The 20,586-nt window shown below is 59.1% G+C and carries 17 protein-coding genes; all 17 read right to left on the bottom strand.

Features of this window, described 5'->3' with window-relative positions; all coding sequences use genetic code 11:
• Position 1: 1 nt before the first annotated feature.
• The gene (tssA, locus tag AACQ95_RS16125) at positions 2-1,432 is read right to left on the bottom strand and encodes a type VI secretion system protein TssA (protein ID WP_241279048.1); all 1,431 of its coding nucleotides are present in this window, start codon (positions 1,430-1,432) and stop codon (positions 2-4) included.
• 8 nt (positions 1,433-1,440) lie between these two features.
• Positions 1,441-2,070 carry a type VI secretion system-associated protein VasI gene (vasI, locus tag AACQ95_RS16120; protein ID WP_241279047.1) on the bottom strand — a complete coding sequence of 210 codons (630 nt, stop codon included), beginning with the start codon at positions 2,068-2,070 and terminating at the stop codon, positions 1,441-1,443.
• Positions 2,070-3,608 (bottom strand): sigma-54 interaction domain-containing protein, encoded by a 1,539-nt coding sequence (locus AACQ95_RS16115; RefSeq protein WP_103470579.1) that lies wholly within the window; start codon positions 3,606-3,608, stop codon positions 2,070-2,072. Before AACQ95_RS16115 ends, vasI begins: the two co-directional genes overlap by 1 nt.
• A 2-nt stretch (positions 3,609-3,610) precedes the next feature.
• Positions 3,611-6,253, bottom strand: coding sequence for a type VI secretion system ATPase TssH (tssH, locus tag AACQ95_RS16110; RefSeq protein ID WP_241279046.1), 2,643 nt, complete (start codon positions 6,251-6,253; stop codon positions 3,611-3,613).
• 21 nt (positions 6,254-6,274) lie between these two features.
• The gene (gene icmH / locus AACQ95_RS16105; protein WP_241279045.1) at positions 6,275-7,054 is read right to left on the bottom strand and encodes a type IVB secretion system protein IcmH/DotU; all 780 of its coding nucleotides are present in this window, start codon (positions 7,052-7,054) and stop codon (positions 6,275-6,277) included.
• 22 nt (positions 7,055-7,076) lie between these two features.
• Complete coding sequence (gene tssK / locus AACQ95_RS16100; protein ID WP_043556105.1) at positions 7,077-8,411, bottom strand: type VI secretion system baseplate subunit TssK; 1,335 nt, start codon at positions 8,409-8,411, stop codon at positions 7,077-7,079.
• Between the two features lie 2 nt (positions 8,412-8,413).
• Positions 8,414-8,929, bottom strand: a complete 516-nt coding sequence (gene tssJ / locus AACQ95_RS16095) for a type VI secretion system lipoprotein TssJ (RefSeq protein ID WP_042869816.1) — start codon at positions 8,927-8,929, stop codon at positions 8,414-8,416.
• A complete protein-coding gene (gene tagH / locus AACQ95_RS16090) occupies positions 8,929-10,167 on the bottom strand; it encodes a type VI secretion system-associated FHA domain protein TagH (protein WP_241279044.1) in 1,239 nt (412 codons plus the stop codon). The genes tssJ and tagH overlap by 1 nt, the downstream gene beginning before the upstream one ends.
• 40 nt (positions 10,168-10,207) lie before the next feature.
• Positions 10,208-11,206, bottom strand: coding sequence for a type VI secretion system baseplate subunit TssG (gene tssG / locus AACQ95_RS16085; RefSeq protein ID WP_098985110.1), 999 nt, complete (start codon positions 11,204-11,206; stop codon positions 10,208-10,210).
• The gene (gene tssF, locus AACQ95_RS16080) at positions 11,170-12,936 is read right to left on the bottom strand and encodes a type VI secretion system baseplate subunit TssF (protein WP_241279043.1); all 1,767 of its coding nucleotides are present in this window, start codon (positions 12,934-12,936) and stop codon (positions 11,170-11,172) included. Before tssF ends, tssG begins: the two co-directional genes overlap by 37 nt.
• 3 nt (positions 12,937-12,939) lie before the next feature.
• Positions 12,940-13,371: a type VI secretion system baseplate subunit TssE gene (tssE, locus tag AACQ95_RS16075; RefSeq protein ID WP_241279042.1), complete on the bottom strand. Its 432-nt coding sequence runs from the start codon at positions 13,369-13,371 to the stop codon at positions 12,940-12,942.
• A gap of 6 nt (positions 13,372-13,377) precedes the next feature.
• Entirely contained in the window at positions 13,378-14,856 is a 1,479-nt protein-coding gene (gene tssC / locus AACQ95_RS16070; RefSeq protein ID WP_241279041.1) for a type VI secretion system contractile sheath large subunit, read from the bottom strand.
• Between the two features lie 37 nt (positions 14,857-14,893).
• A complete protein-coding gene (gene tssB, locus AACQ95_RS16065) occupies positions 14,894-15,397 on the bottom strand; it encodes a type VI secretion system contractile sheath small subunit (RefSeq protein ID WP_042869806.1) in 504 nt (167 codons plus the stop codon).
• A gap of 692 nt (positions 15,398-16,089) precedes the next feature.
• Positions 16,090-17,460 (bottom strand): tetratricopeptide repeat protein, encoded by a 1,371-nt coding sequence (locus tag AACQ95_RS16060; protein ID WP_241279040.1) that lies wholly within the window; start codon positions 17,458-17,460, stop codon positions 16,090-16,092.
• A 138-nt stretch (positions 17,461-17,598) separates the two neighbouring features.
• Complete coding sequence (locus tag AACQ95_RS16055; protein ID WP_098983848.1) at positions 17,599-18,144, bottom strand: DUF6630 family protein; 546 nt, start codon at positions 18,142-18,144, stop codon at positions 17,599-17,601.
• 122 nt (positions 18,145-18,266) lie between these two features.
• Complete coding sequence (locus tag AACQ95_RS16050) at positions 18,267-19,256, bottom strand: PoNi-like cognate immunity protein (RefSeq protein WP_241279039.1); 990 nt, start codon at positions 19,254-19,256, stop codon at positions 18,267-18,269.
• Positions 19,257-19,265: 9 nt separating this feature from the next.
• A complete protein-coding gene (locus tag AACQ95_RS16045) occupies positions 19,266-20,585 on the bottom strand; it encodes a hypothetical protein (protein WP_241279038.1) in 1,320 nt (439 codons plus the stop codon).
• Position 20,586 lies beyond the last annotated feature (1 nt).

Raw genomic sequence — 20,586 nt, 5'->3', positions numbered from 1 at the left:
CTTATTTCGACAACGGGGCCGCCTGGCTTTCCAGACGACTGACCAGCCCGGGCTCCCAGTGCGACAACCCCAGGCGACTCGCCTCTTGCCACAAGTGTTGATAGTGCTGGCGCGCAAGCGCCTCCATGCCTTCCTGCGCCAACAGCTCCGCCTGCACCAACTGGGCATGGAAGCGGGCTCTTGGCTCTTTCAACTGCGTCATCCTTTCATCCAGCAGGGTGAGGGCCGCGGCCACCCCCTGCTCCCCATGACGCAAGGCCACCTCTTCGGCCAGGCTGGACTCCCCGTCGCCCCCACCACCCAGCTTGGCTGGCTGCAACCAGCGGCTGCACTCGGGAGGCAGAAACGGGCTGCCATCGCTGAAGGCGAGATCCCGCAAGGCCGGCACGCGCTGCAAGAAGCCGTCGAGTTCCTGCGCTATGGCCTGGGCCACGGCGCCAAATCCCAGCTTCTGCGCCACCTCGGCCGAGAGCCTATGCCCCTCGAACCAGTAGGGCGCCAGGGTCAGGCTCTGTTCGATGCGCTGCCAGAGCGCCAAATCCGGCGCGGCCCGCTCCAGCGTGGCCAGGGCGGCGCGGTACTCATCCACCATGTCCGTCGACATGGGGGCCAACTGGGTTTTATGGCCCTGGGCACTCATGGGCGGAGTGGTGATCCCGGCCCAGATGGCGTGACGGCGCAGGCGATAGCCCACCGCCGCCTCCGGCTGGCGCTCGATCAAGAGCTCCGCCACCTTGAGCTGGGTCTGTCGCCAGGCCCTGTCATTGGAGCTGTCGATCTCGATGCCAGATCCCTTGGCGCTGCCACTGAGCAGCATGGATCCCGCCATGCTGGCCGCCGTGGCCACGGGCACGCCGCTCTCTGGTTTGGCATCGGCCTGGGCTTGCGCCACCTGCTGGCGCTGGGCCCGCTTCAGCCCCATCAACAAGGGCTCAAGCAGCTCGCCCTTGTCCGGGCACTGGGCTCGCCAGCAAGCCTCAAGCTGCTCGGCCTGGGCCAGCAGCTGGACCAGCTCGGCCGCCGAGGCGCTTTCACTCACCCGCGGCAGGGCCCCCTCGAAGCGCTTGACGATCTGCACCATCAAGCGCTGCTTCTGGCTGGCATTGCCGGGCCAGGCCAGCAGCCAGTAAGCCTGGATCCAGGCTTCCAGCAAACTGAGCGCGGCCCCCAGAGGGGTTGCCTTGGCCGGGTGTTGCAGACAGCGCAGCAGCTGGGCCAGCACCCGCATGTCCTTGGTGCGGCTCTCCAGCAGGCCGAGGCACGCCTCGGCCACCGCATTGAGATCGACCTGGCTGTGGGCGAGGGATCCCAGCTTGACCAGCTCGGTCTCCACATAATCCCAGCGCGGCTCGTCGGCCAGCACGGCGCCTCTGATCTGTTCATCCGGCAAGCTGGTGAGCAGCCGGGCGCACCAGGGGTGTTGATAGCTCATGGCGCCCCCTACCAGCGACACTGCTGGCGCAGCGGCGCCAGCGCCTCTTTCAGCCCGCTCAAGTCGACCCGCAGCACGACGCCGTTCGCGGCCCGAGCCTGAGTACCGTTGTCGGCCCGAACCTGCAGCTCGCGATGGCCAATCCAGCGCTTGAGCTCCTCGATGGCGGGCAAACCGCGGCCATATTCGAGCAACAGACCCTGATCCCGGATAAACCAGCTCTGGGAGCCGGCACTCGGCTGACCATCCAGCTCGACCAGCACCTTCTCCCCTGCCCAGGGGCTGTCCAGCCGCAGCCGGATATGGGTGATGCTGTCGACACAGCCGATGGAGAGCGTCGCCCCGCGCAAGGCGGGACGGGTGAGCGTCTCGCTGTCACGGCCCTCATCGCGCTGCAACAAGAAAGGAGGGCTGTCCGGCGTGCGGGCCTGCTCCTGTGCCCAGATGGCCTGCCAGGCGGCAGACTTGGTAGCCCCCCCCTCACTCGTCTGGGTCAGACCATTGCCTATGGCGTCGTAACAGGCGAGCCGGATCAGCGGCGATGGCTCGCGGCGGCACGCCTGCCAAGACGCCATATCGAGCGGGGCCACTGCACCGCTGGTGGCCAGCAACAGCGGCAACAAGCCGAGGATGCTCATCAATTCACCTCCAGTTTCTGGCACTTGTGATCCAGGGTGCGCTTGGGAATATTCAGGCTCTCGGCCACCAGCATGCGATTGCCCTGGAAATAGCGCAGGCGCGCCTCGATGACCGAGGCCTCGTACTGCTGCATGGCCCGGCGCAGATCCCGGATGTGGTTGTAGTCGTCCATGGAGCCGGGTAACTCGACACAGACCCGCTCTTTAAGCTCGGGGGGCAAGGCCTCCAGCACCACCTCTTCTCCGTGACGGGTGTGGGCGCAGGCGACCTCCAGCAGATTGCGCAGCTCGCGCACGTTGCCGGGGAAGTCATAACTTTGCAGCTGCTTCAAGAACTTGCGCTGCAACCCTGCCAGGGTCTTGCCATCCTGGGCGGCAAACTGGGCCATGAAGTGCTGGCACAAGAGCGGCACGTCGTCCATGTGCTCCCGCAGGGGGGCGATGAGCAGCAGACACTGGCAGAGGCGGTGATAGAGATCGGCCCGGAACTGCCCCTCCTCCACATGACGGGTGAGCGGCTGATGAGTGGCGGCTATGAGGCGAAAATCGGAGTGGCACTCCTGCTCGGCCCCGAGTGGCCGGTAACTGCGGGTTTCGAGCACCCTGAGCAGCTTGGCCTGCATGGCGGCGGGCATGTCGCCCACCTCGTCCAGAAACAGGGTCCCCCCATTGGCCTGGGCCACCAGCCCGGTCTTGTTGGCAAGGGCGCCGGAGAAGGCCCCCTTCTGATAACCGAACAGCTCGCTCTCGATGAGGTTTTCCGGAATGGCGGCGCAGTTGATGGCCACAAACGGCTTGGCCGCGCGATCCGAGCACTGGTGCACCAGCCGGGCGACCACCTCCTTGCCACTGCCGGTCTCCCCCTGAATGAGCACGGTCAGCTTGTGCTGGCCCGCCAGGCTTATCTGCTCGCGCAGCCCGCGGATCACCGCCGACTGGCCGATCAGCTGATCGCCCAGCAGCTTCTCATGCTGGCGCAGTCGCTCCCCCTCCCCCTTCATCTGGCGCAGAGAGTCGCGCAGCATCCCCTGATCCCGCCGACTGCGCCCCAGATCGCGGATCAGGGTGAGCTGGTTGCAGAATACCTGTGACAACAGGGCCAGTTCGGGGCGCTGTGTCCACTCCTGCAACACATCGCCGCTGTCCATCATGGCCAGCACGGCAAACGGCTTGCCGTTGCCATCGTTGAGGGGAAAGGCGTGCAGGCCGCACTGCTGACCCAGGTTGGCCAGCAGGGTGCGAAACGCGGCGTGCTCGATGCGGGCACCGCCGTGCAGGGAGTCCCAGGTGCGGGACTGGGCCTTGTGCAGCACATAGGCGAGCGGGTGGGAGAAATCATCCACCGCCAGCGCCAGCGCCACCTTCTGCCCCTTGACCCAGCCGGTGCATTCGAGCTGGCGCCCGCTCACGTCCAGCATGCCAAGCAGTATCCCCTTGGGCTGAAAGCTGGCATTGAGGGTCGAGGTCCACCAGTGACACAGGTGCTGCTCATCGCGCTGCTGCGTCAAGGCGAGGGCAAATGCGAGGGCTTGTTCCATGGTCAGCCCTCCACCTCGGCCACGAACTGGCGCTCGCTCACAGAGAAACGTACCCGCTTGATGGGCTCACCGGCCGAGAGGCGCTGCAGCAGTTGCAGGGAGACAGGCGGCAGCAGGGCACCATCGATGACGGATTCCAGCATGCGGGCCCCGTTCTCGCTGCGATTGGCGCGGCGCAGTATCTCCTCGGCCACCTCGTCTTCCAGCACCACTTCGGCGCCGAAGCGATCCTTGAGCAGCTTGACCAGCCGGTTGAGCTTGCCACCGACGATCTGCACTAGCGTGTCGTGACCCAGCGGCAGGTAGGGGATCACCTCCATGCGCGCCAGCAGCGCCGGCTTGAAGAAGGCGGCGAGCTCCGGATAGAGCACATCTAGCAGCACGTCCGGCTGCTCGGCGTGATCGACTATGGTCTGGAAGCCGAGGTTGGAGGTGAGGAAGAAGACCACGTTCTTGCAGTCGATGATGCGCCCTTCCCCGTCGGCCAGCTCGCCCTTGTCGAACGCCTGATAGAAGAGGTTGAGCACGTCCGGATGGGCTTTTTCCACCTCATCCAACAGCACCACCGAATAGGGCTTCTGACGAATGGCCTCGGTCAGCACGCCCCCCTCGCCAAAGCCGACATAGCCGGGAGGCGACCCGATCAGGCGCGATACGGTATGTTTTTCCTGATACTCGGACATGTTGATGGTGGTCAGGTACTGGCGACCGCCGAACATCAGCTCGGCAATCTGCAGCACGGTTTCTGTCTTGCCGACCCCGCTCGGCCCCACCAGCAGGAAGGCACCCAGCGGACGGCCCGGACGGCGCAAGTCGGCGCGAGCGGTCAGCAGGTGTTTGTGCAGATGGGCCACCGCCACATCCTGCCCCTTGATAAGCTCGCCAAGGTATTCCGGCAACCGGGTCACCACGTCCAGCTCCCCCTGGGAGATGCGATTGAGCGGCACCCCGGTCCATTCGGCGATCACGGCCGCCACCTGGGTCTTGTCGACGTGGGCGGAGACCAGCACTTCACCCTGTTGCAGGGCGGCCAGCTCGCGCTCCAGCTCGGCCAGCTTGTCGGCGGCCGCTTGTGGATCCAGCGGCGCATCGGCCAGATCCAGCGCCTCTCTGGTCAGCAGCTCATCCTGTTGATCGGCGAGCAGGGCGGCGCGCAGTTCGACAATCTGGTGCACTAGCCCCTGCTGTTGCTGCCACTGGGCCTCCTGCTCGGCCAGCGACTCGCGGCAGCTCTGCTGGGCGGCCTGTAGTTCGGCGAGGCGCTCGTCATTGTCACCGAGACCTATCAGACTCTGGCGCTCCAGCTGACGGATCTCCAGCTCACGCTGGCGCAGCGCGTTTTGCAAATGGCTGACGGCGCGCGGCGGCGTGGTCAGGTTGATGGCGACCCGGGCACAGGCGGTATCGAGCACGTCGATCGCCTTGTCCGGCAGCTGACGGCCGGAGATGTAACGGGCGGAGAGCTGGGCGGCGGCTTGCAGCGCCTCCTCGTCGATCAGCACACCATGAGCCTTCTCGTAGATGCTGCGCAGGCCGCGCAGTATCACTGTTGCTTCATCGGCATTGGGCTCACCCACCTTCACCAGCTGGAAGCGGCGCGACAGGGCTGCGTCTTTCTCCACGTATTTCTTGTACTCGCCCCAGGTGGTGGCGGCTATGGTGCGCAGCTCGCCCCGGGCCAGCGCCGGCTTGATGAGGTTGGAGACATCCAGCCCGCCGGCCTGATTGCCGGCCCCGATCAGGGTGTGTGCCTCATCGATGAAGAGGATGACAGGACGCACCGAATCCTTGACCTCCTGCATCACCCCCTTGAAGCGTTTCTCGAACTCCCCCTTGACCGAGGCGCCCGCCTGCATGGCGCCAAGATCCAGCGTCATCAGCTCCACCTCGCGCAATTTCTCGGGCACCTGACCCGCTACGATACGCAGGGCCAGCCCCTCGATGAGGGCACTTTTACCAACGCCCGCCTCCCCCACGACTATGGGGTTGTTCTTGCGACGACGAGAGAGGATGTCGATCATCAGATCGATCTCGTGATCCCGGCAGAGCACGGGATCCAGGCTGCCCTGACGGGCCTGTTCGGTGACGTTGACGGTGAAGCGGGCCAGCAGGCTGGCATCGGCCGGCAAGGCGGCCTGGGTCGAGGTACCGTTTGCAGAAACAGTCACTTGGGTCTCGGCAGATTCTTTGACCCACTCATCGAACTGCTGGCGCAGCAGCTCGCGATTGACGTTGGCCAAGAGCCGGGTCACAGACCCCGGCAGGTAACGCTGCGGAGTCATCAAGAGCACCAGCAGCATGACGCCGCTGCGAAGCTGGGCGTGTTGCAGCTCGGCCGAGGCCAGCAGCCAGCTGTCTTGCAGCCACTCCACCAGCAGTGGCGAGAAGGAGGGATAAGCCTGGCCATAGCCAGTATCCGCCGCCGAGGGTTGCAGCAGGGTTCTGAGTGCATCGACTTCCACCTCGGCCACTTTCAGGATCTGGCGCACATCACTGAGTGGGGTTTCCAGCATCTTGAGCAGCAGGTGCTCGATGCGGATCTCGGCCCCCTGATGGTTGACACAGAGGGCCGCAGCCTCCTCCAGCATGTGACGGCAGATGGGGTTGAGTCTTTCCACCAGTACGGGTAGCTCTATACGAATCAAGGCGTGCTCTCCTCAGAATAATTATTTTAATAATTCGCCCAGTTGACGCAGTACGTCCTGGGTCTGGTTATTGAGTTGGTGGTGATAGAGGCCAAAGATGATGGCCAGGATCAGGGCCCCGCCCATGAACAGGCTGCGCAGGGAAATCTGCTTGCGCAGCTGGTAACGGGAAGCCTGACGGCCGAGGTCGAGGTGAAACACGCTGGGGGCCTCACCGCCCGCCTCGGGGGCAAGCTGCTTGTGCAGCTGTTTGACGATCCGCTCAAACTCCCCTTGTCCCTTGCTCATCACCTTGTAACGCCCCTCGAAACCGAGGCACAGGCACAGGTAGATGAACTCCAGGATGTCGCGGTAGCGCACCGGATCTTCCTGCAGACGGGTGAGCAGCACGAACACCTTCTCGCCGCCCCAGGTCTCGTTGTGAAAGCGGGTCAGCAAGGAGTGTTCGGACCACTCGCTCTGGCTGCCCCAGTCGCGGCCCATCACGGCCTCGTCGATGAAGGTACAGAGGATGTAGCGAAACGAGAGGACGACGCCGTTCTCGTAACCCTGGGCCATCAGCTCCTGTTCGATGGCCTGGATCTCGGTCACCACCCGCTGATAGAGCTCGGGCACCCTGTCGTAGCGCGACAGCAGGCGCACCCGCTGCACCAGCCCCAGCAAGGGGGTCACCGCATCTATCATGGGGTTGATGCTCTGGCCGCGCAGGCGGAACCAGTAGTCCGAATCCATGTCCAGCTGCTCGGCATGATCGAACAGCAGGTCGCTGAGTTGCTCGTTCTTGATAATGTCCGTGGTCATCTCTGCTTATTCCTTGATGCGATCACTGGCTGCGAATGGCCCAGAGCTGCATGTCGAGCTCCGGGAAATCGCCGGCGATGTGGAAGGCGAGCGTGTTGCTGACCGCCAGCATCTGCCAGGCAGGGCTCTGACGGTCGAGCTGGAAGTAGCTGTAACCGGCGTGATAGGGCAGCTGACGCGGCGCCACCGGCAGCGGCAACAGCGGAATGCCGGGCAGTTGCAGGCTGATGAGCTCGCGGATCTTGTCGCTGGAGGCCACCTTGGTCTGCTGCAGCAACTGCTTGCGCAACTGCTCCTGCGGCATGCGGGCACGCACCGCCAGCACGAAGTCGGCGCTTTGCATCAGCTCGCTCTCGTTGACCATGGCCACCATGACGCCGTACTGGTGCTTGCGCAGCTGGATGGAGACGGCGCGCGGCGACAGCACGGTACTGAGCGCCTGACGCAGGGCCAGCATCACGGGCTCGAAGCTCACCTGCTGATCGTCGTGACGATAGGCGGCAAACTCGGGCGGCAGGCGGGACTCGTCGGTGAAGGTCATCAACTCGCCACACAGCTGCACCAGCGCCTCATGCAACCGCTCCGGGTGCAGGGTGCCAAGACGCGAGAGGTGCGACAGCTGGGGCTGGGCCCGGTTGAGCAGTTGCAGCATCATGAACTCGGCCACATCGGCGACCCCCTGCTGACCCGGCGCGGCAATGCGCTGGGAGAGGCTGCGGGCCCGCTCGGCCACCAGCCCCGCCGATTCGCCGAGGAAGCGCTTGAGGGTCGGGATGGCGGAGACGCTGATGCTGCAGGGCATGAAGTTGGGATCCAGCACCAGACCGCCGTCCGGGCGCTTGTCCAGAATGCGGGCGATGGCGAGCGAGGCATAGGCGCTGCGATCTTCCCGCTCCAACATCAGCCGCAGGCTGACCCGTCCCACTTCCAGGGAGACCACATCGCCCCCCTCGCTGTGCAGATCCCGCACATCGTGGCGATGGGCCTGCAGGCGGGTAGCGACCTGGCCGCCCTGATTGACCTCGTTGACCCCGCTCACCGACAGCGGCAACGCCAGATAGACCTTCTGGTTGGCGACCGAGGCATCGGTGATCTCCAGGGGCGCCGGCAGCATGTCGTCATTGGGAATATTGAAGACGGTGCCATCGGGCAAAATGCCGGTGGCCCCCACCAGGGCGATGCGGCCAAACCCCAGGTAATCCTCGTTGATGGCCAGCGACTGCAAGCCATAGAAATAGTCGGACAGCGCGCTCAGGCGAGCGTGCAGCGCATACTCTGAATGTCTTTGTTGTTGCTGGAAGTGCTGGGGCTTGATGAAGAGCCCCTCACGCCAGATAACCCGATTTCGACTCGACATGGTTATTCTTCTTCTTTTTGCAGTTCCACTTCATCCAGACGCAGATGAACCAGAATTTGATAGGCACGGCCCATGCTCTTGACCTTGATGACCTTGCGCCACTCGGCACTGTCCGGATCTGCGTAACGTGCGATCACCCCGATGTAACGGGTCTTCTCATCGAGCTTGATGGGCGGCAGATACTTGAACTGGCCGGGCAGCAATGTGTAGTCCTGATGATCCAGGTAGTTCTTGCCAAGGGCCTTCTCCACATCCGCCGTCACCTGGTCATAGTCGGTGGCGAGCAGCTTGGAATCTTCGGCCAGCACCACCACCTGAAACTCGATGGGCGCCGCCTCCCCGCTCTCGTTGGGGTTGACGTCCGGCTCCGCCAGCAGGCTCAGCCCCAGGGTGGAGGGTTGGTCGCCATTGCTGCCCACCTGAATATCCGGATCCATGGCCACGTCGGCCATCTTGCCCATGGTGGTACACCCGGCCAGGGCCAGCAGACAGGCCCCCAGCATCAGCGCACGTATCATCAAATCAGTCCCTGTTGCTGACGCACGGCTTGGTCATACGCCTGGGCATAGACCTGATGGAACAGCTTGTCGAACCCCTGCTGACGGGCAGAGGTCAACTCGCGGTAGTAGTGCTGGTACATGTTCCAGGCCCAGCCTTCGTCGGCCACACCCGGTGTACCGGTACGACGATAGTGTTCGAACCGCCCGAGCAGCGCCTCTGGCGAAAACGCCTGCAATATGCTGTCAAGGGCCGCACCTATGGCCTGCTGGTTTGCGACGTGATGAATGCGCACATTGCGCAGACTCTCGGCCACCGCCGCCGGGGCGGTCAGATGCACCGGGCTCTTCTGCTCGGCGAACATCACCGCCAGGGTCTCGTCATAGTCGAGCCCGAGCCGCAACGGGTTGTCCTCGATGGGGCGCAGGTGCCGATCTGCCAGCGCTGCCTGATCGGTCTGCAACTGCAGCAGCCCTTCCACCATGGCACGCACCGTCTTGCCCATCTCTTCGAGCATGTCGTGGGCCTGCTGGGTATCCTGCAGCTGCAAGGACTGACCCAGGCCGCGCATCAAGGGGGTCAGCGCCACGTGATCCACCCCATCCAGCTGAGGGTGGTAGTCGGGGTGATTCTCTATGGCGGGCATATCCAGAAATTCTTGGTTCATGGTGTTCTCGACGGCAGAAAAAGGGGCGAGGGATACGGCATCCATATCCGGTTGTGAACGCAGGGGGGCCTGCAGGCGGGAATCCGCCAGCGGGGACGGCGCCGAGCGCTCCTGCTGCAACGCCAGCAAGGGGTCGACGGCCAGGGTGTGCGGATCGGCCATGGTCTGAGCGCCGTGCTCGTCGCTGGCCAGCCACTCATCGAGCTGCTCGGAGGGGCGGTTGCCCAGCACCTGTTGCAGGCTCTGCTCGGGGGAGATGGCCCCCAGGTAGGCCCGCATCCGGAACGGGCCGACGATCAGTTCGTCACCCTGCTCGAGATGCACCTTGCGGGCCCGCCCTATGGGCGAGGTCGCACCGTTGATGTAGGTCTGGCCACTCAGATCGCACAGGCAAAAGCGACCGTCGTTGAGCTCGACACGGGCGTGGGCCGGCATGACGGCCCCCAACCTGTCCCTCAGTTGCCAGTCGTCCTGCTCGGAGGCGCCCAGGGTGCCCCCCATCTCGTCGAAGCGGTACTGCACCTGCTGGCTGCCATCGAGCTGCTCGCTGTTGAGCACCACCAGGGAAAGTTGCTGGTTAAAGTCGTCCACATTCACTCCTGCACTGATTCCGACACTGAATTTCCTGCGCTTATTCCTGTACACAGATAGTCACAAACGGGTCACTCGGCGGTTGGCCGAGAAAGGTACTCCAGCCCAGGCGCGCACTCTGCTCCTCCCCCAATCGCAACCCCCGGGCCTGCTCCTGGCCGAAGCCGAGTCGCAGATCCCAGGCCAACTGGTCGCGCAGGATGAAGGAGACAAAAGTCACCAGGGCGTGAAAGTGCTCCCCGTTCGGGAGAAACCCGAGAAACTGGCCAAAACTCAGGTTGTTGATCTTCAATAAGAACTTGCCGGCGCAGTCGTTCACCTTGTCACCGATGACAAAGTCGCTGCCCAGGGTGGCGCAAGCGCCGCCCAGCCGGTTTTGCTGATCCTGCTGTATGGGCACCTTGCGCCACTGCCAGGCACTCACCTCCACATCCGCCAGATCGAAACAGTGCGCCACCAGACCGGCGACCACCTCGGGGGAGCGACTGGGGCTGGCCAGCATGCCTGCATAAGAGAGCATCTTGGCGCGGTTGACCGGCAGGCTCTGGCAGACCGCCTCGTTGCCGAGCCCCACCAGGGCGAACATCAGGCGGGAAAATCCATCCTCGCCGTTGTCCTGAAAACGGACGTGATAGCGATACTTGCGCCAGATCCTGTGCAGCAGCGTCAGCAGACGGTGATGGAAGAAGTCCAGAAACAGACCCAGCTTCGGCTCCCCCTGCGCGTACTCCCACGCCAGCGAGTCCAGGTAATAGCCGGGCATGGGAGACTGGCTGCCATGCAGGCCGAGGAAGGCCACCTCCAGCTCGTGGCGCCCCTTGCCATCTCTACCTATCTGCAACACGTCGCTGGTGGGAAATCCCAGGGACGCGGTCGCCTTGAAGCGGATGTTCTCGTCACTCGGCAGATGGTCGAGGCCGCGCTCCTGATCGGCACCGTCCAGCCGGTTGAGCAGCTCAACCAGCTGGAAGAAGTTGAAGCGAGGCGCGTCCCTGGCGGACGTCACATCAGGGAGTGCTGACCGATCTGGACTGGCCATTGATAGCGCTCCTTGTTGTCGAGATTGACCACCTCAAGCAGGTGGAAGGCGTTGACGCTGGCATACAGCGAGAAGAAGTGCGCCAGCACTGTGCTGAACAGGTAGAGCTCCCCTTCGCTGCCAAAGGCGGACTGGCGAATGGAGAGCACCGACTTGAGTCCGCGCACCGGCATGCCCCGTACCAGACGGTCGACCGGGGTGGTTTCGATCTCCTCGATCCCCGCCAGCCGCTTGCGTGACGCCTGCTCCGCCTGCTTGTCATGCAGCGCGGGGAAATCGTAGGTGCGCAGCACCTGCACCAGCGCATCCCGCCGCAGCAGGGAGACATAGTTGAGCGACAGGTTGGAAATCAGCGTCCAGTGCAGACTGCCATCCAGTGCAGGGCGCAGTGGCCGGGTCGGCCTGATCAGGTTGCGAAAGGTGGCAAACGAGGGCGAGCTGCCGGTCGGCACGCAGATGCTGCCGACCTTGAGACGAGCGGCGCGGGAGCGATTGGTGCAGGTGAGCGTGACCGAGATCGACTCATCCAGATCGACAGTGGTGGTTTCATCACCCCGCACGAACGAAAGGCTGTGCTCGAAACCATCGCCGCTGACCGACTCTCTGACCCGCACCCGGTAATAGAGCGCCAGTCTGTGCTTGGCACGTTCAATCTGGTGCTGAAAACTTTCGAACGGCTGATAGATGCGCGGCGTGCCGCGGGAGCGGCCCAGATTGCCCTCAACCCAGCCCTCAACCTGATCCACCGAGAAGATCTCGAAACTGTCGGCATGGCGATAACTCGCCTTGAGGGGATACTCCGCCTGACGGCCATTGAGATTGACCGGCTCGCTGTCGTGCCGGAACAAGTTGATGGCCGGCACGCAGTTAAGCATGAAGGAGTCGGGACGGATCTTGAGCTCCGCCGGCAGGGGCCGATCGAAGCAGAAGTGGATCTTGAACTCGCTCACCGGCAACGGCTGTTTGGGCCACTCGCCACCCGAGAGTTCAAAGAAGAGGAAGCTTTCCGGAAAGCAGAAGTACTCCTGCAGGATCCGGTAGCCGGAATAGACGTTGTTCGGGTAAGGCAGGAGCGCATCATCGCGCTCGAAGCCGACCGATTTCAGCGCCTTGGCCTCCTGGCGAAAGCGCTTGCCATCGATCTCCAGCTCTATGTGGGAGAGCTGGTTGGAGAGCCAGAAGTAGAGTTCATAGGCGGTATAGCTGTCGCCACCGAGGAAGAAACGCAGCTTGTCCAGCTGCAGTTCGCTCAATGGCAGGGGGGCATGCAGGGCAATATCCAGCGAGATGGTGGAGAGATCGTTACCACTTTGCGCCGAAATATGATGGATATCTGCCGGATAGACCCAGGTATCGTGACAGGTCTGAAAATGACAGGTCACCTCGTCGATGGGCAGGCTGTCGAGCTGGCAACCCTGCCTGACCAGCGCCGGTTGGGCTATGGCCCCCGGAATGACCGAAAACTGCATTATGGTCATGCTGGGTACGGGACGCAGATAGTTGGGCCAGAGCATATTGAGCAGACCATGGGTCAGCTCGGGGAACTCATCCTCGATCTTGGCGCGCAGATTGCCCGTGAGAAACGCAAAGCCTTCCAGCAGGCGTTCCACATCCGGGTCGGTATTCTGCTCCGACAGAAAACGGGTGAGCTCGGGATAGGCATCGGCAAATTCGCGCCCTTGCAGGCGCAAAAATGCCAACTCATCCCTGAAGTAATGTTCCAGCGACATTGATCAGACCATGCGGTAGTGACGGTGACTGTCCATATGGACATTGAACGAGGTAACCTGCTCGATATGCTCCAGCCTCACGTGGGCCGTCACCTGAAACGACATCTCAAGCGGACTCGCCTGATGGTCGGGTGAACGCACATCCACTTGAATGATCCGCGGTTCATAACGACGGATGCATTGCCGGATCGCCTCACGGATCCGCCCCTTGATGTCCGCACTGCCCTGCGTGGCGTCATTGAGATCGATGACACCCAGATCGGGAGCACTGCGGCAATTGCCGGGACGGGTGTTGAGAATTTGATCGAGCTGCCGCTTGACAGAATCGACCAACTCATCAACTTCCGAATGGGGGGAAGAGCCAAGCCCCTCCCCCCGGATACGATCAAACAGACTGGCCGCATTTCCTCTATCCCAGGAAGAGAGATACGGCATCGGGCATTATTCCTTGTCCAGTCGACCTACCAGAGACAGCTCGAAGCTGGCCCCCATGTACTTGAAGTGCGGACGCACGGCCATGGCAACCTGGTACCAACCCGGCTCACCTTCCACGTCCAGCACCTTGATCTGGGCGGCACGCAGCGGGCGACGGCTACGTACGTCTGCCGGCGGGTTCTCTTGATCGGCAACGTACTGCTTGATCCAGCCATTCAGTTCACGCTCCAGATCCTGACGCTCCTTCCAGGAGCCGATCTGCTCGCGCTGCAACACCTTGATGTAGTGTGCCAGGCGATTGATGATGAACATGTAGGGCAGCTGGGTGCCCAGCTTGTAGTTGGTCTCCGCTTCCTTGCCTTCCTTGGTGTTCGGGAACACCTTGGGTTTTTGTACCGAGTTGGCTGAGAAGAAGGCCGCATTGTCACTGTCTTTTCGCATGGTCAGGGTGATGAAACCCTCTTCTGACAACTCATACTCACGACGATCGGTGATGAGCACCTCGGTCGGGATCTTGGCTTGCAGCTGACCCATGGCCTCATAGACATGCACCGGCAGATCGTGGATGGCACCACCGCTCTGCGGACCTATGATGTTCGGGCACCAGCGATACTTGGCAAAACTGTCGGTCAGGGAGGTTCCCATCAAATAGGCGGTGTTGCCCCACAGGTAGTGGTCGTGATCCGAGCTGATGTCTTCTTGATAGTTGAAACCCTTGATGGGATTTTCGGTCGGGTCGTACGGCAGCCGGGCCAGGAAACGCGGTGCGGTCAGCCCAAGATAGCGGGCATCCTCCGACTCGCGCAGTGAACGCCACTTGGTGTAGGACGGGCCTTCGAAGACCGATTTGAGATCCTTGATGGACGGCAGATCGGTAAAGCTGTCGACGCCGAAGAAGGCGGGTGCAACCGAGGAGATGAAGGGGGCATGGGCCATTGCACCAACGGCACTGACATACTGCATCAGCTTGATATCGGGTGAACTGTGAGTGAAGGCATAATCACCTATCACGGCACCGATGGGCTGACCGCCAAACTGACCATAACCTGTCGAGTAAACATGCTTGTAGAGGCCGGATTGGGTGATCTCTGGTGAGAATTCGAAATCTTCCAGCAACTCTTCCTTGGTCGCATGCAGTACCTGGATCTTGATGTTTTCACGAAAATCGGTGCGATCCACCAACAACTTGAGTGAACGCCAGGAAGACTCCAGCTCCTGCAATTCTTTGGCGTGCAGGATCACGTCCATCTGCTTGCTCAGCTTCTTGTCGAGCTCGACAATCATGCTGTCTACCAGCGCCTTGTTGACCGGATCGCTTGTGGTGCCGCTATCCAGAATATTGGCGATCAAGGCGGCAACACCTTGCTTGGCAACACTGTAGCCTTCATCGACCGGGGTGATGCGAGCCTGTGCCATGATTTCGTCCAGCAAGGACGAAGGGGCAGCACTCGCCCCCGTTTGAACCTGTTCTTCGACCAAAGACATGTTTTTTCCTTTCTCGTCAATCAATCCAACCAGCCGATCACTCGGCAGGCTTAATCAAATCCAGCTCCTTGAGCAGTTGCTCACGAGCCTCATCACTGGACAGCAGGTCCTGCAAACGATTGCGGAAGGAGGGAATATTTCCCAATGGCCCCTTCAGTGCAACCAAGGCTTCACGCAGCTCCAGCAGCTTGCGCAGCTCGGGAACTTGCTGGGCAACACTGTCAGGGGTGAAGTCTTCCAGAGACTGGATCTTGATCGAAACCGGCATTTCGTCCTGGCTGTTCTCCTCCAGGCGATTGGGAACGGAAAACTTCAGTTCCAGTGCCGATTCTTTCATGACGGAAGAAAAATTATTCTTGTCGATGGAGACGGTCTGACGCTCCTCGAGAGGCGTTTCCTCAGTACGTCCCTTCATATTGCCTACCACCATCATGGTCAGCGGAAGCTCTATCTCCGCCTGTTGACCACCGGTTGCCGGCACATATTTGATATTGATACGTTCTTTGGGCGCAACAGTAGCGCCGTCAATTCCTTTTCCCATGCTCTAAATACCAAGTTAAGGGTCAACCAAGACCCTAAAGCTTATAGCCAACGCCCTCACCAGCAACTGTAAGAAATGACAGTTGACTGAACCACCTGTAGTCACAAGGTGGGAGAAACATCAGCCGACGATGCATTTTTGACATACCAGAGTCAAAGCTCTAATCATCAAAAACACAATATGCATCTTGTTATCTATACAACCCTATCATGCCTCTACTCTTTGTTAGAGGTCATATTGGCTTAAGAGCCATTTGCGCCGCATGGTATATGCGAGCATTATGTCAAGTCAATTAATTCTTAATTAATGATATATTTAAAAAATACCACAACAAAATAAAACACAATAAAAACAATAACTTAACTTCATTGTCGCTTATCGAAAATCAACATTTACATGTTCTATGAAGTACGTTTGAAACTGAATCTAGGCATCCTCCAAGAGCATTTCATTATCATTTACTCTTGTCATTTACACGCTAACGACAGAACCAGACGTGACAATATAAGAAAATATGTAACAAAAGGTGACATAGCGAACACAAAAAGTCCCTTCATCATATTGAGTAATGAAGAGACTGACGAACACTTGACTGTTTAAAGAATGTTGCCAACAACAATGGTGTATATATTGGGTTTATGCGTTAATGGCATTAAGTCATCACACACAACCTATTTCTTATTGTTCACTCACTAACTCTCCAATTTTTTCCCTTGAGCGAGTGTCACGAACCAATGCTGGGCCAGCTTCTGACCGGCACTCTTTTCCTTCTCCGACATACCTTTTTCCAGCTCATCACGTGCCTTGGTTGCATCATGATTGCCATCCGTAGCCGCGAGCAGATACCACGCATAAGCATGCAGTCGATTGCGAGGTGCCCCCAATCCCTGCTCACGCATGATCCCCATGCGATACTGGGCAGATCTATGATGCGCGTTGGCAGCCAATCGATACTGTTTGAGGGCTTGCGCATAATCCTCTTTGCCGCCCAGCCCCAACCGCAGCATCTCACCATAGGCATAGTAGGCATCGACATTGCCCTGCGCTGCCGCCTGCGAAAAACGCTGGCGAGCGGCGGCGAGATCCCCGCGCTCTTGCAGCCATTGCGCCAATGCAAGCTGAGCCTGGCTAAAACCGCCCTCTGCGGCACGCGTCAACCAATGCTCTCGCGCCGTAGCATCGCTCTGCTGCAGGCTCAACTGATATTCGGCTTCATGAGAACCATTGCCAGCAGCCAGCTCCAGCCAATAACGACCCAAGGCAAGATCCTGAACGACCTTTTCTCCTGCCAGATAAGCCTGCCCCAGCCACAGTTGAGCTGGCGCAGACCCTGCATTGGCAGCCCGCTGATAGAAACTGAACGCCTCCTCAGGTGCGGCCTTGCGTGCCAGGATCAGCAAGGCATCCGGTTGCTGCTGGGCAGCTGCCTTCTCAAACCAGCGCAGCGCCACATCGCTCCGTTTACTTACCCCCTGCCCCTGCTCGTAGCGCAATCCCAACTGATATTGCGCGTCGCGATTGCCTTGCTCGGCGGCTTTCTCCAACCATTTGACGGCATCCACATCGGCTCCAGGCTGCTTGGCATACCATTGCCCCAGGATCAGTTGCGCTTCGGCATGATCCCGTTTGGCTGCCTGCTCGAACCAGTCGAGGCACTCGCTTACCAGCTTGCCTTTGTGCTGCTGCTGACAATTCCTCCCCAGCTGATAACTGGCTTCACGGTTGCCCAGCTTGGCCGAGCGCTGCCACCAGTTCTCGGCCAATTGAGGATTCTTTGGCTCGCCAAGACCCACCTGATACCAGCTTCCTACCTGCAGAGCCGCTTTTCCCCGAATGTCGGCATCCGCAGCCAAAGGCCCTGTTTGATCCGCGGCCTGCTTCATCCAGTGCATCGCCTCGGGATAATCGGGCTTGGCGGCCAGGCGATTGGCCAGTTCATATTGCGCCTTACCCTGCCCCTGGTGGGCGGCTTGAGTCAGTTCGGATTCGGTCTGTAACGTCGTTGTAGTACAAGCGGCGAGCCAATGGGTCGCCAGTACCAACCATAATGTGCGGTATGTCATTGTTTGTATCTGCGAATAATTAAGATGGTAGGGTGGCTGTGTACATAATTATTTCTTACAACCAGATAGACTTTCTATTGCTCATCAACTTTCTTTAAATAGACCTTATTATGGTAATTTCCGTGCTGCCTAAGAATATTATTGCTCGTTCACATGATCCAGCTTGACCAGGTCCAGACCCAGCTTGCTTCCCTCATTTAACAGTTTGTCGAGAATATCGGTTCGACAAATAAATCCTGTATATTGATCTGCATCTATATCCCAAAGCACAACTTCATATCCTCGCGCTTGCAGCCACAAGTCATAAAGCACCAACATGCTCCAAACCGATGCCTCCTCACCCGGCTCTGAACAAGTGAAGTGATCCTTCAAGCCGTGAATATCCGCCAATGCATTGCCCTGTAACTCAACCTCCTCAACGTCTCGCCAGTCAATATTGAGACACACCCAATGTTCATTAGAGTTGAATTCAACAAGTGCTGACACAATGCCGCCCTGTAGCTCATCGGCATGGGTATTCATCAGCGCGTTCAATCTGCTGGCTCTGATCTCTTCAGGCAGAGGGGATAGTAAAATTGATAGAAGCCATTTCTTTCTTCGTCTTTCGACATAGACCATGAGAATCAACAGGGGCGACAAGATAATGACGGAGAGGAGCAGGAATAGTTTTTTTATCGCCTTCACCTTTCTTTCTCGATTTTTTCATACAGAGCCAAGGGTGCCAAGCAACACCGCCGCAGCACCAAAACGATGCTCGGTTCGCGATGTATCGATCACGCAGGCAACGCATGATCGATAAAAGCAAACTACTCCTGTACCCAGAACAACATGTCGTCCTTGTTGACATGGGTTTGGGAAGGTAAACGCTGCCCTTTGCGAAGCTGCCACTGCTCATCGGTCAGGTTGCAGCGCCAGTTGCCATCCTGCTCCACCATTGAACCCGGCATGGCAATAGGATGTTGGGCTACTCGCAATGCCTGCCATTTCTCTGCAATACCATTGGCTCTGGCATAATCCACCAGATCCTTGGGGTAATAGCGCATGTCTCGATAGCTGCTGTCATCCAGCTCATAAAGCAGGGTGACCAGCGCCGCTTCAAAAGCCCAATAGCCAAAGTAGATGGCATGCTTTGCCTTGTGCCTGTCGTGCCAATAGCACTCTTTACACCCCTTGTACCATCCTTTGAGGTATTGTTTGATGCTCGCCTGACGCTCAACCTTGGTGGGATTTACACCATCTCCCTTGATGGCATCAAATAGCGGGCGATACACCTCGGGAATATAGGATTCTGGGCCTCGAGGGAAGCCAGGATAACCCAAGCGGGCCAACAACATGCTCCACAGTGGGTCGTCGTCCCCTTCCGGATTCTTACTGATATAACGCACCAACTCGGGCAACATCTTATCCTGGCCATAGAGGATGCTTAATGAAAACATCCAGAGCAGATATTGATAGGCATCTTGCTCCCAGTAATAAAACTGTTCATCTGGAAACTCTTTTTTATGGCGTAAAAACTCTTTAGTGACGACGCCTAGCTGAGCAATAACCTCTTCATGAGAGACCCCGCCAGAATAAAGCAAGATCAGATGTTCAAGATTATCCATAAACATGCCAGCACTGGCACCAGAGCGAGTAGGCAATCCTGCTGGGTCACTCCAGCGTTCATGGTGAGGATCATTTATCCAGCTCCACCACTCCTGGTCAAAATAGAGCGATTCTTTGTAGTCTTCTAGCTGAACCAAGAAGAGATCCTCAGATAATAGTGGATCTCGACGCTGCTCAATAAACGAACTCATTCTCTACTCCTACTTGACCGGGATAGTACCGATAGCATCGGCATTCTTATTCAACTTGGTGATCTGAATCACCTCACCAGACTCATCGACGATCATCAACCAAGATTCATATTTTTGTTTTCTGATATCCGCCAATAGCTTTTTATCTGCTATTTCATCCGGTAATCGCCTTTCTATCCACAAATTGCTCATCTGCTTGCCCGACCCCTTGGTCATCGACAACAACTGGGTGCTCTTGGTGCCATCCTCGTCGATATACTCCCCCCCTGCCGTCCGAAACTTGGTCTCGGTCACCACGTAGGGAGGCGGAGGATTGGTGTTCTTGTAGATACCATCGATGCCCCGCCCTCTGGGCTTGTCATTCAGGCTACGTACCCGGCGATGTTCTGGCAACAGGTTCTCGAACTTGTGATTTGCCATCCAGTTGTCGCTGATGATCTCGCCATAAATCCCTTTCTTGGAGCGGCTCAGGATCTTGAGATCCACTTTGACGACATCATCCGGCAGCGGGTGGATAACGGTGCCACCGGGCACGGCCTTGTAACCTGGGGCATGCTTGACCGCCTCTTTCTCCAATCCCGCGGCAATCTCATCGAGGGATTTGAGCACGGGTCCCATGGCAGCAGGCAACATCTGACCTGCCTGTGACTGCATCTGCAGCACCAGGCGCTGGGATTGTTCCAGCCAGATCCTGACCGATGCTGGTGCCAATCCTTTTACCTTGCCGATCAAACTGGTCAGCGATCTGACGGCATCGTCCAGATAGCCCAGCAGCACGCTGACAGCGATCTGCCCTCTCAACCCCCTGATCTGACCGGCAAATCCTTTCAGAACCTTGTCGAGGCGCGAGATACCCAGCACTTTCTTGACCTTGGGGTCACTGAGAAACGTCAACACGGGTACCATGGCGGGTCTGATCGCCTTGGTGGCATCACCGCCCGCCTTACGGACAAACAGGAAGATGATTTTCAACACCCCCTTGAGCGCAGAACCCAGTGACGGGATCAGACCTATCAGGGTAAAGCTGAGGAAAACCCATTTCTCCGGCTGCTTGGGATCACGGGAAATATCCCGGGCATTGGCAATAAGGTCGCGACAATCCAACACCTGATCGACCACGGGAATAAGACCCAACACCGCATTGGCGGCGATTTGTCCCGCACTTTGGTTGGGATTGAAATCCCCCTGGAGGGCCTCCCAAATCCACTGCAGGCTGGAAGCAACCCCCTTCTTTACCGCCTCTGCACTTTGTTTGACATAGGCAGCGCCGCCGGACACAGCTTTATCCAGGTGGTCATAGAGCTGCTCAAACAGATCGTTACCGAACATA

The organism is Aeromonas sp. MR19 (assembly GCF_963899305.1).
GTDB lineage: Bacteria > Pseudomonadota > Gammaproteobacteria > Enterobacterales > Aeromonadaceae > Aeromonas > Aeromonas bestiarum.
Note: the sequence above shows the minus strand (reverse complement) of the source record. Positions and strands in the feature narration are given on the sequence as shown.

What these genes read in the sequence shown, in the direction of transcription:
- tssA (WP_241279048.1), bottom strand. Translation starts at nt 1,432, where the DNA reads ATGAGCTATCAACACCCCTGGTGCGCCCGGCTGCTCACCAGCTTGCCG.
- vasI (WP_241279047.1), bottom strand. Translation starts at nt 2,070, where the DNA reads ATGAGCATCCTCGGCTTGTTGCCGCTGTTGCTGGCCACCAGCGGTGCA.
- AACQ95_RS16115 (WP_103470579.1), bottom strand. Translation starts at nt 3,608, where the DNA reads ATGGAACAAGCCCTCGCATTTGCCCTCGCCTTGACGCAGCAGCGCGAT.
- icmH (WP_241279045.1), bottom strand. Translation starts at nt 7,054, where the DNA reads ATGACCACGGACATTATCAAGAACGAGCAACTCAGCGACCTGCTGTTC.
- tssK (WP_043556105.1), bottom strand. Translation starts at nt 8,411, where the DNA reads ATGTCGAGTCGAAATCGGGTTATCTGGCGTGAGGGGCTCTTCATCAAG.
- tssJ (WP_042869816.1), bottom strand. Translation starts at nt 8,929, where the DNA reads ATGATACGTGCGCTGATGCTGGGGGCCTGTCTGCTGGCCCTGGCCGGG.
- tssG (WP_098985110.1), bottom strand. Translation starts at nt 11,206, where the DNA reads ATGGCCAGTCCAGATCGGTCAGCACTCCCTGATGTGACGTCCGCCAGG.
- tssF (WP_241279043.1), bottom strand. Translation starts at nt 12,936, where the DNA reads ATGTCGCTGGAACATTACTTCAGGGATGAGTTGGCATTTTTGCGCCTG.
- tssE (WP_241279042.1), bottom strand. Translation starts at nt 13,371, where the DNA reads ATGCCGTATCTCTCTTCCTGGGATAGAGGAAATGCGGCCAGTCTGTTT.
- tssC (WP_241279041.1), bottom strand. Translation starts at nt 14,856, where the DNA reads ATGTCTTTGGTCGAAGAACAGGTTCAAACGGGGGCGAGTGCTGCCCCT.
- tssB (WP_042869806.1), bottom strand. Translation starts at nt 15,397, where the DNA reads ATGGGAAAAGGAATTGACGGCGCTACTGTTGCGCCCAAAGAACGTATC.
- AACQ95_RS16060 (WP_241279040.1), bottom strand. Translation starts at nt 17,460, where the DNA reads ATGACATACCGCACATTATGGTTGGTACTGGCGACCCATTGGCTCGCC.
- AACQ95_RS16050 (WP_241279039.1), bottom strand. Translation starts at nt 19,256, where the DNA reads ATGAGTTCGTTTATTGAGCAGCGTCGAGATCCACTATTATCTGAGGAT.
- AACQ95_RS16045 (WP_241279038.1), bottom strand. Translation starts at nt 20,585, where the DNA reads ATGTTCGGTAACGATCTGTTTGAGCAGCTCTATGACCACCTGGATAAA.